Raw genomic sequence first — 14,376 nt, forward strand, 5'->3', positions numbered from 1 at the left:
CCAAGGTCCAAAGTCAAAAAACCAAGACCATTTGATAACGAGAAATTTATTTGTACTTGCTTCCGCGCATGGCGGCTCCTCGAAGGTACCTTATCAGGCCAGCGAGCATTTTGCTTACTTCCTCTGACTTCAATCGTGTTTCTGCGAATTGCTCCTCACTGACGTACTGTTGATCTAGCGCAATGTACAGTTGGGATCTCAGCTCTCCACAGGATCCTTTTGCGAGGGCGAGAAACTGTTGAAACTCTTTGTCGCCCGATCGCTCAAAACCCTCTGCAATATTTGACAGGATTGAGACAGAGGCGCGTCGCATTTGATCGCGAAGGCAAAAATCCCGACCAAACTTCGCATTGGAAGTTATCCTGTATGTATCCTTTGCCAATTCCCGGGCCACCCTCCATGCTTCGATATCCTCAAACCGTTCTATTCTTGCCATTCACCCTGCCCCTATGAAAGTTACGACACACGCGCCAAAGTTTAACCTTCGGACCTCGGTTTTGGACTTGGGACCTTGGACTTGGGACTTTGGACTTGGGACTTTGGACTTGGGACTCTAGACTTTATTCTCTCCCTTCCTCGCCGCCATGTACTCATACAAGCGCCAGCGGGTTTGGACGTCTTCCTGGGCCCGCTTGAGCAGGCGGTTGGCTTCCTCCGGTTTTATCTTGGTCAACATCTTGAACCGGTTTTCCATGTAAAGATAATCCTGCAAGGGAATCTTGGGAGGCCGGGAGTCCAGGGTCATCGGGTTTTCGCCTTGTTTGGCACGATCGGGGTGATAGCGATACAACAACCACTGTCCGGAATCGACCGCGGCCTTCTGGTCATGCATGGCCGTCGTCATGTTGATGCCGTGGGCGATGCAGTGGCTGTAGGCGATAATCAACGAGGGGCCGTCGTATGCCTCAGCCTCCAGAAACGCACGCAGCGTGTGTTCATCCTTGGCGCCCATGGCTACACTGGCGACATAAACGCTCCCATAGGTCATCGCAATCAGCCCGAGGTCCTTCTTGGCGACCGGCTTTCCGCCGGCGGCAAACTTGGCCACGGCCGCCCGCGGAGTGGATTTGGACATTTGTCCGCCGGTATTGGAATACACCTCGGTGTCGAGCACGAGAATGTTGACGTTTCGACCGCTGGCGAAGACATGGTCCAGCCCGCCAAATCCGATGTCATACGCCCATCCATCGCCTCCCACAATCCACACGCTCTTCCGGACGAGCAGGTCGGCCAGCGACAACAACCGCCGGGCCTCGTCCGACTCGAGACGCTCGAGTTTTTGCTTCAGAAGCGCCACCCGACCCCGCTGTTCGTAGATATCCGCTTCATCTTTTTGAGTAGCCGTCAGGATGGAGGTCGCGAGGTCTTCGCCAACTTCACTCGCCAGTCTCTTCAGCAACTCGGAGGCGAATTCTTTCTGCTTGTCGAGGGAGACCCGGAAACCAAGGCCGAACTCAGCATTGTCTTCAAACAGGGAATTCGACCAGGCAGGACCGCGGCCCTCCGCATTCTTGGTCCAGGGAGTCGTGGGGAGGTTTCCGCCATAGATGGAGGAACACCCCGTGGCGTTGGCCACCAGGGCGCGGTCTCCAAACAGCTGCGTCAACAATTTAAGGTAAGGCGTCTCCCCGCAACCGGCACAGGCGCTCGAGAACTCAAACAGGGGCTCCTGGACCTGCTGCTGCCGGATGCTCGATACCTTGATCTGGCGCCGGTCGACTTCCGGAATGGTCAAGAAAAATTCCCAGTTCTCCCGTTCGGGTAGCCGCAGAGGGGGCTGGGGAGCCATGTTGATGGCCTTGAGCCGAGTCTCCGATTTGTTCTTGGCCGGGCATACATCCACGCAGATGGCGCATCCGGTGCAATCTTCCGGAGCGACCTGGATGGTGTATTTCAGTTCTTTCCATTCGCGGTCCCCGGCGTTGAAAGACTTGAAGGTCGGCGGGGCGGTTTCAAGGATCTTCGGATCGTAGACTTTGATGCGAATGACACTGTGCGGACAGACCATCGCGCACTTGCCGCATTGAATGCACACGGCGGGATCCCAAACGGGGATTTCGAGCGCGATGTTCCGCTTCTCCCATTTTGAAGTTCCCGTGGGGTACGTCCCATCGGCGGGAAGAGCGCTGACGGGCAGATCATCTCCATGACCGGCAATCATCTCTCCCAGGACTTGTTGGACAAATTCCGGCGCTTCATGGGACACGGGAGGCGGCAGCTCGATCGCGCCCTCGGTCTGGAGGGGAACCTTGACCTCGAACAAGTGAGCCAGGGTGCGGTCGACGGCCCTGAGGTTCATCTGGACAATCTCTTCGCCTTTCTTGCCGTAAGTTTTCTGGATGGCTTCCATGATGGCGGTGATGGCTTCGTCCCGGGGAAGGACCTTTGAAATGGCGAAGAAACACACCTGCATGACGGTATTGATCCGGCCGCCCATTCCGCTTTCATGGGCCACCTTGACGGCATCAATCACGTAGAACTTCAAGTTCTTCCGGATGATCTGTTCCTGCGCAGCGCGGGGAAGCTCCCTCCAAACGTCTTCGGGCCCATAAGGGGTGTTTAATAGGAAGGTTCCGCCCTCGACGAGGTGCTTGAGCATGTCGTAGCGTTCGAGGAAAACCGGTTGATGACAACCGACAAAGTTGGCCCGGGTCACGAGGTAGGTCGAGCGGATCGGTTTGGGGCCGAAGCGGAGGTGGGACACCGTCACGGCTCCGGCCTTCTTGGAGTCATACACAAAATAACCCTGGGCGTAATTCTCCGTATTTTCGCCGATGATCTTGATGGAGTTTTTATTAGCTCCTACCGTGCCGTCAGATCCAAGACCATAGAAGAGGGCGCGGACCACCTCGTCCGGCTCGATGGAGAAGTCGGGATCAAAAGGAAGGCTCGTATGCGAAAGATCGTCCTGAATGCCGATGGTGAAGTGGTTCTTGGGTTGGGCCTGCGCCAGATTATCGAACACCGCTTTGACCATCGCAGGTGTGAATTCCTTGGAAGACAAGCCGTAGCGGCCGCCCACAATTTTCGGGAACGTCTTCAGGCGACCGAACCCCTCGGAGATCCCCTCATGGAGGGCATTGACGCCATCCAGGTAGAGGGGTTCGCCGATGCTGCCCGGCTCCTTCGTCCGGTCGAGCACGGCGAGGCGCGCGGTGGTGGCGGGCAATGATTCGATGAAGCGCTTCAGATCAAAGGGCCGGTACAGCCGGACCTTGAGGACACCGACATTCTCTCCGTGAGAATTGAGATAGTCCACGGTCTCATGCACCGCCTCGGCGCCGGAACCCATCAACACAATGACCCGGTCTGCGTTCGCTGACCCGTGATACTCGTAGAGACGATAGGCGCGTCCCACGATCTCCGCAAAATGGTCCATGGCCTGTTGGACGATTTCGGGACACGCGGTGTAATAGGGATTGACGGTCTCGCGGGCTTGAAAATAGACGTCCGGATTTTGAGCGGTGCCCCGCATGACCGGATGGTCCGGTGAGAGCGCGCGGGCCCGGTGTTCCAACACCCGGTCCTCGTTGATCATGGCCCGCAGGTCCTCTTCCGTGAGCAATTCAATCTTCGAAACTTCGTGCGAGGTCCGGAAGCCATCGAAAAAGTGCAGAAACGGAACCCGCGCCTTGAGGGAAGCGGCTTGTGCGATGACCGCAAAGTCCATGGCCTCCTGGACGGAGGCTGAACATAACAGGGCAAAACCGGTGCCTCGGGTGGCCATAACATCACTGTGGTCTCCGAAGATGGAGAGTCCCTGGGCGGCCAGCGATCGCGCCGCGACGTGGAAGACCGTGGGGGTCAACTCACCCGCGATCTTGTACATGTTGGGGATCATCAACAACAAGCCTTGCGAGGAAGTAAAAGTCGTGGCCAGCGAACCGGCTTGCAGCGCCCCGTGTATGGCCCCTGCCGCGCCTCCTTCACTTTGCATTTCAACGACCTGGGGGATGGTCCCCCAGATATTCGGATTTCCCCCGGAGGCCCACTCGTCGGACCACTCGCCCATGGGGGAAGACGGCGTAATCGGATAAATGGCAATCACCTCATTTAGACGGAAGGCCACATAGGCGACGGCCTCGTTCCCATCCATCGTAATGAACGCTCTTTTATTTTTGACGGCCCCTTCGGCGGGTTCGACCTCGGTGCTTAGAATGGAATTCATTGATTCTTCCTCTGCTCTCTTGTCTTTCGTATGAAGACAGTATTATCGGTCCTTCAAATCTTCCAGCTCATCCATCTCCTTCAAATACGCGAATACCTGCCGCGCTTCCTCTTCGTCCACGATGCTGATAGCAAATCCGACGTGGACGATGACGTAATCGCCGATCTTAGCTTCGGGGACATAAGCGAGGTTGACCGTCTTGAGAATGCCTCCGAAATTCACCTTGCCACTGCGCAGAACCGGATCAATCCCCTCGATGGACTCGATCTTCCCGGGAATGGCCAGGCACATCTTCAAATCTCCTTTCGAAGGAGTCGTGTTGCCGCGACGATCTGTCCCAGCGAGATGCCCCCATCATTGGGGGGAATCCGCTGGTGCCAGTAAGGGCGCAGCCCGCTGGCCTCAAGCCTGCGAACCGTCCGCTCCGTGAGATACTTGTTTTGGAAACAGCCCCCCGTCAGGAGAATGCGGCCCTCTCCACTCCGCCTGGCAATTTCCACAATCATTTCAGCCAGACTATTGTGGAACTTTAGGGCGATCGTGGCGGCTCCAACATGCGCCAAGTCCCCGAGGACGCCTTCGACCAGGGGGGACCAGTCAATCACAAACTGCGGTTGGGTCTGCTGTGCAGTCGGGTCAGGAGGAGGTCCGCCTTGATCAGATTCGAGGATGTGAAACGGGTAACGCTCCTCGGTGCTCTCATCTCCGATCGTAAATTCCAACTCCATCGCCGCCTGACCTTCGAATCGCACCTTTTGACGAATTCCAACAATGGACGCAACCGCATCGAACAGCCGGCCGGCGCTGGAAGTCAAAGGGGAGTTTACACCTTGCAGGAGCATCTGGCGAAGCAAAGATCGTTCCGACTCGGTGAACGATTTTACAGGATGTAACTCGGTCTGCTGGAAAACCTCCGGGCCATACACCTCGTGCAACAAGCCGATGGCCGCACGGCGGGGCTCCCTGATGGCGACCGCGCTCCCCGGGAGGCGGAACTGGCGGAAGGAGGCGAAGCGTCGAAACGAAGAGGCGTCCGTCAGAAGGAACTCGCCTCCCCAAATGGTCCCATCGGAACCGAACCCCGTTCCATCCCACGACACACCGAGAAGGGAGCCCTCGAGTTCGTTTTCCGCCATGCAGGCGGCCACATGGGCGTAATGATGTTGAACGGAGAGGGTGGGGATGGCGCCGGCCTGCGCGTATTTCGTGGAAAGATAATCTGGATGCAAGTCACAGACGAGATGCTTGGGACTGATCTTGTAGATTCCCCGAAAATCGTCAATCACCTTCCGAAAAGCCTCAAAGGATTCGTTCGTTTCCAGATCGCCAATGTGTTGACTCACGAAAACGTTTCCATCCCCGGCCGTTATTGCCACCGTGTTTTTCAAATGGGCCCCCACAGCCAGCAGTGGCTCTCCGGCCGGACCTCCGACCGAGACCGGAAGCGGGGCATATCCGCGGGCGCGCCGCACCACCAGTTCGCGTCCCAGAATGAGGCGAACGACGGAGTCATCAACATGCCGGACGATGGGACGATTATGAACCAGAAACAGGTCTGCAATGCCCGCCAGACGCCGGGCTGCCTCCACCTCGTCCGTGCAGATGGGTTCATCCGAAAGGTTGCCGCTCGTCGCGACCGCCGGGAATTGAATCCCCCGCATCAGGAGGTGGTGCAGCGGGGTATACGGCAGCATGATCCCGAGAAAAGGGTTATGGGGCGCTACCGAGGGGGCAACCGCGGAGTTCGGAGTGCGGAGTTCGGAGTGCGGAGGGAGGACTTTGCGGCGAAGCAGGACAATGGGTGACTCCGGGGAGAGCAGAAGTCTTTCTTCCAGAGCAGAAACCTCGCACACTGATTTGGCCGATTCCAGCGACGGAAACATGAGCGCCAACGGCTTCTCATCGCGATGCTTTCTATCCCGGAGACGCAAGACCGCCGCTTCATCTCGTGCATCGACCATCAGATGAAAACCGCCAAGACCTTTGATGGCCACAATCCCCCCACTGTGCAGGGCTTCGACGGCACGGGAGAGCGCTTCGTGGTTCCGGGATATGGGAGCGCCTGTTTCGTCCCAAAGCTCCAGGTGGGGGCCGCATTGAGGACAGGCATTGGGCTGAGCATGGAACCGGCGATCCATCGGATCTTCGTACTCCCGCCGGCAGGCACCACACATGACGAATTGCTTCATGGCGGTGTTGGCCCGGTCATAGGGGAGGGATTCGATGATGGTGAAGCGAGGGCCGCAGTTCGTGCAGTTGGTGAACGGGTAGAGGTATCGGCGGTTTGCCGGATCAAAGATATCCTGGAGGCACTCGGGGCAAGTGGCGATGTCGGGGAGGACCAGCGCGCTCAGCTTGCCGGCCAGTCCGCTTTCCCGGATCTCGAAATCCTCAAAACCCACGGGATCAAGGAGAGAATATTCGAGGCTTTGAATGGATGCGCGCAAGGGCCGTTCTCTCTCAAGCCGCAGCAGAAATTCATCCAGGACTTGCTTTTCACCTTCCACTTCAATAAACACACCCTGGGGTGAGTTCGATACCCAGCCGGACAGGCGCAGGGCCCTCGATAGCCGGTAAACGAAAGGCCGGAACCCGACGCCTTGAACCGCGCCGCGGATGACAATCTGGATACGCTGGATCACTCGGCTGCAGGCACTTTCTTAACCAGCCAATCACACCATTCGGGGATTCCCGCCCGGGTGGTGCACGAGGTTTCAAAGATGATCAGGGATGGGTTGATTTGGAAGGCGTTTTGTCGAAGCTTCCCCAGGTTGCAGTTCACATAGGGCAGCAGATCAATCTTGTTGATCAGCAGGACGGTCGAGTTCCGGAACATTCCGGGATACTTCAACGGCTTGTCTTCACCTTCAGTAGTGCTCATGACCACGACCTTCATCGCCTCGCCGAGATCGTAGTTGGCGGGGCAAACGAGGTTTCCTACATTCTCAATCACGAATAGATCGATGTTCTCGAGGCTGATCCGGGTCAAGGCATCGTAAACCAGTTTGGCTTCCAAATGGCACCCGCCATGCGTGACAATCTGAACGACCGGGACATTGTACTTGGCCACGCGCTGGGCATCCAAATCCGTTTGCACATCGCCCTCGATCACCGCGATCCGGACGCGCCCGCCCAGGTGCTCCAGGGTACGCTCCAGGATACTGGTCTTGCCGGAGCCCGGCGAACTGACAAGATTCAAGGCGAAGATGCCGTGTTGGACAAAAAGGGCCCGATTCAAGCGGGCAATCTCGTCGTTTTTTTCCAGGACCTTTCGTTCAATGGTAATGACACTCATATCGCTTCCACCTTCTCATCCAGAAGCTCGACTTCGACCACCTGCAGCTCTCGTCCCGAAATGACTTCAATTTCGATATTTTCACACGAAGGGCAGATAAACGCATATTGTTCCACTTCGAAGTGAAGCTCGCACCTTCGGCAATGCGCCACGACCGGGACGCGCTCTACTTCGAGGCGCGCCCCTTCGAGGGGAGTATCCGATATGATGGCACTGAAACAGAACTCCAATGAGTCGATCACGACCCCCGCCATTTCGCCCACCCTCATCTTGACCGCTCTCACCGGAGGGTGGGGAGCAGGAGGCAGATTTTGTTGAACGATTTCGATGACGTTCTGTGCGATTGAAAGCTCATGCATAGTAATGATCGGAGTCTGGAGTCGCGTGGTCAGAATGCCGTCCTTCAGAAGCGGCCGATGATTCCCTGAAAGCCCCCGCTCTTCAATCTACGGAAGAGAACCAGGGAGTCATCGTAGTGCCAAATTCTTGAACTGAGAGAGTGCGCGATTCTTGATTGACGGGCCTCCTTTGAGCTTGGCAACCTCCCTAATGACGCGCGGTAGATTATAGTCCAGTTTCTCCAACTCCTGAACCCCATTCTTTGGGCCGAGATTATTCTGACTGTGGGTTGGATCGAGTTTGAGCCTCCCGCTGGGACAGGGAAGCTGCTGAGTCCGCGAAATGAGGGGACCTTCCTTTCAACACTGATTTCTGTCCCTTTATTCCCCCTATCCTCGGGCAGGTTCAGCGGCGGGAAGAGTTTTGAAAAATACGGAATCCCCAAGCCTCCAGCCTCAGCCCCGGTAAAGTGACGTGGGGCGACCCGGCATCTCCATGGGAGGGTCTGTAAACCTGAGGAGTCACATCGAGGAATGATGAGCCGCCCTTGACTTCGAGGGTGCCTTCGAACGGGCGATTCGAGAGGTTGATGGCAACAAGAAACGCTTCGGGTCCGTTCCTGCGGAAGTAGGTGACAACGCGCGCCTCATCGGAGTTGCGCACCCACCCGGTTTCACCCTGCCGCAGGGCCGGATGCGCGCGACGCAGGGCAATCATCTCATGATAAAAACGGGGAAACTCGGCCCTCCGTTCAGCGATTTTCCAAAAAATCGGCAATCGCTCGAAGAGTGCTGGGGCTGCAGACTCCGCCGTGTCGCCCGCCTCCATGCCGTTGTAAATCAGCGGCACCCCATCCATGGTAAGTATCAATGCAGAAGCGGCAAGGGCTCCGCGTTCGCCGAAGCGTACGATGGCGCGAAGCTCGTCGTGATTGTCTGAAAAGCGCATGTGCATGGCGCCCCGGGGGAATGCAGCCCGTTCCTGCTGCCACTCCTGGCGCAGCGCGGTGGCAGGGGCGTCTCCGGTAATGATCTTCGTGAGCGCGGCATGCATAGGCCATGCATAGTCCAGGTCGAAGGCCTTTACCAGCAGGTCGGGCTTGTCTGCCTCGGCAAGCATCAGGAGATCCGGCTTAATGGTTTGGAGTTCTTGTCTTGCGTGCTCCCAGAAGTCCGTCGGAATCATTCCGGCCACATCGCACCGGAAGCCGTCCAGATCAAACTCGCGCAGCCAGTATTTCAGCATGTTCACCATGTATTCTCGCAGGCGAGGATTGTCGTAGTTCAACGCGGCCACGTCGGACCAGTCCGGGACGGGGGAAATGATTTTGCCGCCGGCATCATGCCGGTAAAAGTCCGGGTTCTTCATCAGCACGCTGTCCCAGGCCGTGTGATTCGCAACCATATCCAGGATGACTTTGAGCCCGCGGCGGTGGGCTTCAGCGATCAGCCGGAGAAGATCTTCTTTGGTCCCGTAATCAGGATTGATGGAGTAGTAATCCCTCACTGCATAGGGGCTTCCCAGAGTGCCTTTCTTGCCCTCTTGCCCGACCTGATGGACCGGCATCAGCCAGACGATGGTCACTCCGAGATCCTTCAGGTCATCCAACCGTGCTGTGATGCCATTGAAGTTGCCTTCCGGCGAGAAGTCGCGCGGAAAGACCTCGTAGATGACTCCATCACGCACCCATACGGGAACGGGTCGCCCCATCTCTGAAGCAACACCGGGTACGGTTTGTTGCGCGGCGCTAAATGTCCATAAGGGGAGGGATAAGCAAGCTGCCAGGAAGACAATTCGGGCGCATAAGAATTTTAACTTTGACACCGCGTGAACCTCCATTCGATCAGAGAAGCAACTCAATCATGCAGGCCAGTGGCGCTTATGTAATAACTTTATTCTTTTGACAGATTGTAATCAACCGGGATCTTGTCTTTGCAGGGCAACGGCCAACGGAAGAAGACATCACTGTGGTTGGGAGCTGAGGGTAGGGTGCCGATCCCCACAAATCATCAGAGCCCAACCTGGGGGCGCGACAGGGCGCTCAAGAGATAATTCCGCAATTCAGGTCGAACTACTGGCCTTGCCTTGCATTAAGAATTTCCAGAACGGTATCTGTGATTTGGGGGAGAGATTTCTGGAGCGACGAAGAAAGTTCCGTGGACATCGATTGGATCTCTTCAATGGACACGGTGATGAGAGTGATTCGAGGGAATCGGCCGAGCAGGGCCATGGATTCCACCAGGTCGCGCAGTCCGATGTCATGCGCGGTGAGGGACCTTGGAAAGTCGCTGGCAAAGCGCGGTTTGATGACCCGAAGGGTGCCCGGAGGATTTCCATCCATCGTCGCATCGATCATGATGATGAATGGATAGCTCTCAAGGTGGGAGATCAAATGAAACCCGCCCGTGCCGCCGTCCAACAGGTGGACGTGTGCTGGGAAGCTCCGTTTTTCAAGGTGACGGATGGCATGCACGCCGACGCCTTCGTCACCCATCAAATAGTTGCCAATGCCCAGGATGAGAATGGGATCCGGATCACTCATCACGCGCTCGTTCCCCCCAGTCGGATTTAGCAATTGAAAAATAATAGTAGCTTATCAACACAACTTGTCCTGACAAAGGTAAAAAATCAATCGTAGGAGACCAGGAAGAGAGGAGGTCAAGAGACATCAATCTGAAGAGCGTATGATGATCCCGCGGCGGTGGACTTTACATCGATGACCGATCCTCCGGTTTCCTGGCCTCCTCATAAGATCTGGTTTTGGTTTTCGCTCGTTGGGATTAGGTACGAAAGTGAGGGGGTCAACTGAGGAAGGGATATCTCTAGGATTGAGAAAGGGAAAAGCCCGGGACTCTCCAGTTTTCGAAGGGTCCCGGGCTTCTCCGCTCCTACCTCCAACAGTCCCTTGATTCTGTCGGCCATTGGGTGCAAGGCGACCGGCCGAGTCGGAAGATCACGCAACGATGCTTCGAGCTACTCCGCCTTGGGTTGCACTTCCTTTTCGATGAATTTCCATCCCCCTGCCATGGACGACAGGATTCCCCGGCCTTCCACGTAGTCGTGATAAAAAACCAGGTAGACATGCACCATTGAGAAGATGATGAAAAACCACATCATCATATGGTGCCATTGGCGGACGGCAAAGTCACCGCCCATCAGGGGCACGATCCAGGCGAACAAGCGGGGCAACCAGGCGTTGCTCATCGCGGCGTACATCCCGAACCCGGTGACGGACTGGAATAGAAAGGCCAGGAACGTGAGGAAATAGGTGAGGCCGGCCAGGCTGTTGTGCCCGATCGATTCAATGGGCTTTCCTTCAGCCTGCAGCACATCGACTTTCAGGACCTGCCCCACTTCCTTCCACTGTTTTCTTCGGGTCGGAATGAAATTCTTCCACCCCGCGTACCGGTTGCCGGCAAACCCCCAGTAGATGCGGAAAAGGAAGTTGAAGAAGAACACGAACGCGGCCAGGAAATGAATGAACCGCACGGTTCCGAACCAATAGCCAAAGGAAGCTTCTCGTCCCAGCTGAATGGCCAACGGTTTTCCAATCAGGTAGCCCGTGATGACCGAGGTGGTGACCGTCAGGGCATTCAGCCAGTGGTAGAACCTCACCGGAAGCTGCCACACATAAACTCGTCGGATGGAGTTTCTTTCCATGGGCGCCTCCTAGTAAGTGTTAATGGTGTGAACGTACGTCCCTTTTTCATCGTACAGGTGAACGGCACAGGCAATGCAGGGATCGAAGGAATGAATCGTCCGGATCACTTCCAACGGTTGCTCCGGGTTCAAGACCGGAGTGCCGATCAAGGCTGCTTCGTAGGCCGACATCTGGCCCTTGCTGTCGCGCGGTGAGGCGTTCCAGGTGCTGGGCACGACCAACTGGTAGTTTTCGATCTTCTTGTTCTTGATAACAATCCAGTGTGCCAGCGCCCCGCGAGGCGCCTCGCTGAGCCCGACCCCCTTGGCTTCGCTGGGCCAGGTGTCGGGATCCCATTTCTCATTGTTGAACATGCGCGAATCGCCGTTCTTAATGTTAGTGAGCAACTGCTGGTAGAACTCCTTCGCCCAGCCTGCAATCAACATCGTTTCGAGGCCTCGGGCCGCGGTGCGTCCCAGGGTCGAGAACAGGGCTGTCACGGGTACATCCAGCTTCTTGAGAGTCGTATTGACGATCTCTTTGACCTCTTCGCGGCCGGAAGCGTAAGCCACCAGCAACCGCGCCAGCGGGCCCACCTCCATCGCGTTTCCTTTCCATCGAGGAGTCTTCAACCAGCTGTATTTCTGTTTCACATCGAGGTACTCGTAAGGCGGTTTTGGTCCGGTGTACTTCAGCTTGGTTTCACCTACCCAGGGGTGCTTGGCCGCGTTGTCCCCATCGGAATATTCGTACCAGGAATGAGCGATGGATTCCTGAACCTGTTCCGCATTCTTCCCGTCCACCTCATGGACTTCATTCAGATTGCGGTTGAGAATGGCCCCGCGTGGGAACTTGAACTTGGAAAGATCCGCGTAGCCGTTGGTGGGAAGGTCGCCGTACACCAGGTAATTCGGCAACCCGCCTCCAATGGCCCCCCAGTCCTTATAGAAAGAAGCGACCGCCAACAAATCGGGAATGTAAACCTGCTCGATGAAGTCTTTCGCCTGATTGAGAAGCGTTCCCACATAAGCGAGCCGTTCTGCATTCAAGGCGTTGGAGTCATCCAGGTTGACAGCACAGGGCGCGCCACCCACCAGATAATTCGGATGCGGATTTTTTCCCCCAAAAATGGTATGAATCTTGACAATTTCCTTCTGCCATTCAAGAGCTTCCAGATAATGCGCCGTCCCGATGAGATTCACTTCCGGTGGAAGCTTGTAGGCGCCATGTCCCCAGTAGCCGTTCGCGAAAATGCCCAGCTGTCCGCTGTTCACGAAGGCGGTCAGGCGCTTCTGGAGGTCCGAAAAATAGGCCGGAGAGCTCTTGGGCCAGTTCGAGATGCTCTGAGCGAGTTCAGAAGTCTTCTTGGGATCGGCCTTGAGCGCGCTTACGATGTCCACCCAATCGAGCGCATGGAGATGGTAAAAATGGACGACGTGGTCCTGCATATACTGGGTGCAGAACATGAGATTGCGCACCAGCTCCGCATTCGGCGGGACCGTAATCCCCAGGGCATCTTCGACGGTGCGAACTGATGCCAGGGCGTGAACCGTTGTGCACACGCCGCAGGCGCGTTCGGTAAAGGCCCAGGCGTCACGGGGGTCGCGGCCTTTCAAGATGATTTCGAAACCGCGGACCATCGTGCCGGAGCTGTAAGCATCCACCACCTTACCATTCTGGACTTCCACTTCCACCCGGAGGTGGCCTTCAATGCGGGTGATGGGATCGATAACGATTCGGCTGGCCATTATTCACCGCCTTTCTTTTCTTCAGCAGAGGAATCGCTTTTCTTAATTTCCTGGCTGAGCTGGCGACGCTTTTTGATGTTTGTCGTGATGGCATGGGCAGCGATGCCGACGGCGGTGATCGCCCCCACTGTCACCCCGACGGTGTCGGCGGTGGATTCAATCCCAAAGCCCGGGAACGAAGCGAGGTGCTGGTAGAACGGGCCGTTGTCCCAGAAATTGGCCTCGGTGCATCCGATGCATCCGTGTCCGGACTGAATGGGGTAGCTGACGCCATTGTTCCAACGCATCACGCCGCAGGAGTTGTAGGTGACCGGGCCGCGGCACCCGACCTTGTAGAGGCAGTACCCGCGGCGGGCATTCTCGTCGTCAAAGGTTTCGACAAACAAGCCGGCATCGTAGTTGGGGCGACGATAGCAGGTGTCATGAATGCGCCGGGAGTAGAAGGCCTTGGGACGCCCCAGGCCATCGAGCTGCGGGATACGGTCGAAGGCGAGCAGATGCACAATCGTTCCGGCCATGACTTCGGCGATGGGCGGGCATCCGGGCACGTTGATGATCGGTTTGCCCGAAATGAGTTTGTGAATGGGCGTGGCGCCGGTGGGGTTTGGCTTGGCGGCCTGGATGCAACCGTTCGAAGCGCAGCTGCCCCAGCAGACGATCGCCTTGGCATTGGCCGCGGCCTCTTTCACGATGTCGAGCGCCGTGCGCCCGCCGATACAGCAATAAACCCCGTCCTCCTCGGTGGGCACCGAGCCTTCCACCAGCATCAGGTATTCACCTTTGTACTTGGTCATGGTCTGGTGAAGCGCTTCTTCGGCTTGCTTGCCCGCGGCTGCTTGAAGGGTTTCGGTGTAATCCAGCGAGAGTTTGTCTAAGACGATGTCTGAGACGATGGGGTGGGAGGAACGAATGAAGGATTCACTGCAGCAGGTGCATTCCTGGAAATGGAACCAAACAACGGGGAGCCGCGGCTTGGTGTCGAGTGCCTCGATCACGCGCGGCACTCCCGTGGCTTCAATCCCGGCGGCCGCGGCGATCCAGCCGCAAAATTGGATGAAATCCCGCCGGGAATAGCCCTGTAGCCGGGCCTGTTCCCAAATGGTGAGACGCTTGTCGGTCATCACATCCTCCTTAACGAGTTGAACCTCAAATGGTGAAAGAAAGCAGATGCGAAATGAGTGGAAAG

Annotated in this window: 11 protein-coding genes; all 11 read right to left on the reverse strand. The window is 56.6% G+C overall.

Features of this window, described 5'->3' with window-relative positions:
* Nucleotides 1-46 precede the first annotated feature (46 nt).
* Nucleotides 47-436 carry a four helix bundle protein gene (locus LAO21_12980; protein ID MBZ5553630.1) on the reverse strand — a complete coding sequence of 130 codons (390 nt, stop codon included), beginning with the start codon at nt 434-436 and terminating at the stop codon, nt 47-49.
* A 117-nt stretch (nt 437-553) separates the two neighbouring features.
* A complete protein-coding gene (nifJ, locus tag LAO21_12985) occupies nt 554-4,168 on the reverse strand; it encodes a pyruvate:ferredoxin (flavodoxin) oxidoreductase (protein MBZ5553631.1) in 3,615 nt (1,204 codons plus the stop codon).
* A gap of 42 nt (nt 4,169-4,210) precedes the next feature.
* Nucleotides 4,211-4,459, reverse strand: a complete 249-nt coding sequence (locus LAO21_12990; GenBank protein MBZ5553632.1) for a HypC/HybG/HupF family hydrogenase formation chaperone — start codon at nt 4,457-4,459, stop codon at nt 4,211-4,213.
* A gap of 2 nt (nt 4,460-4,461) precedes the next feature.
* Nucleotides 4,462-6,810 (reverse strand): carbamoyltransferase HypF, encoded by a 2,349-nt coding sequence (gene hypF / locus LAO21_12995; protein MBZ5553633.1) that lies wholly within the window; start codon nt 6,808-6,810, stop codon nt 4,462-4,464.
* Nucleotides 6,807-7,463 (reverse strand): hydrogenase nickel incorporation protein HypB, encoded by a 657-nt coding sequence (hypB, locus tag LAO21_13000; protein MBZ5553634.1) that lies wholly within the window; start codon nt 7,461-7,463, stop codon nt 6,807-6,809. The genes hypF and hypB overlap by 4 nt, the downstream gene beginning before the upstream one ends.
* Nucleotides 7,460-7,822 carry a hydrogenase maturation nickel metallochaperone HypA gene (locus LAO21_13005; protein ID MBZ5553635.1) on the reverse strand — a complete coding sequence of 121 codons (363 nt, stop codon included), beginning with the start codon at nt 7,820-7,822 and terminating at the stop codon, nt 7,460-7,462. The genes hypB and LAO21_13005 overlap by 4 nt, the downstream gene beginning before the upstream one ends.
* A gap of 385 nt (nt 7,823-8,207) precedes the next feature.
* Nucleotides 8,208-9,626: a DUF3459 domain-containing protein gene (locus tag LAO21_13010; protein ID MBZ5553636.1), complete on the reverse strand. Its 1,419-nt coding sequence runs from the start codon at nt 9,624-9,626 to the stop codon at nt 8,208-8,210.
* Nucleotides 9,627-9,873: 247 nt separating this feature from the next.
* On the reverse strand, nt 9,874-10,344 hold the full coding sequence (locus tag LAO21_13015; GenBank protein ID MBZ5553637.1) for a HyaD/HybD family hydrogenase maturation endopeptidase: 471 nt from the start codon (nt 10,342-10,344) through the stop codon (nt 9,874-9,876).
* A gap of 431 nt (nt 10,345-10,775) precedes the next feature.
* Nucleotides 10,776-11,462, reverse strand: coding sequence for a Ni/Fe-hydrogenase, b-type cytochrome subunit (cybH, locus tag LAO21_13020; GenBank protein ID MBZ5553638.1), 687 nt, complete (start codon nt 11,460-11,462; stop codon nt 10,776-10,778).
* Between the two features lie 9 nt (nt 11,463-11,471).
* Nucleotides 11,472-13,190, reverse strand: a complete 1,719-nt coding sequence (locus tag LAO21_13025; protein ID MBZ5553639.1) for a nickel-dependent hydrogenase large subunit — start codon at nt 13,188-13,190, stop codon at nt 11,472-11,474.
* Nucleotides 13,190-14,311, reverse strand: a complete 1,122-nt coding sequence (locus LAO21_13030; protein MBZ5553640.1) for a hydrogenase small subunit — start codon at nt 14,309-14,311, stop codon at nt 13,190-13,192. The genes LAO21_13025 and LAO21_13030 overlap by 1 nt, the downstream gene beginning before the upstream one ends.
* Nucleotides 14,312-14,376 lie beyond the last annotated feature (65 nt).

This window comes from Terriglobia bacterium, from assembly GCA_020073085.1.
Taxonomy (GTDB): domain Bacteria; phylum Acidobacteriota; class Terriglobia; order JAIQFV01; family JAIQFV01; genus JAIQFV01.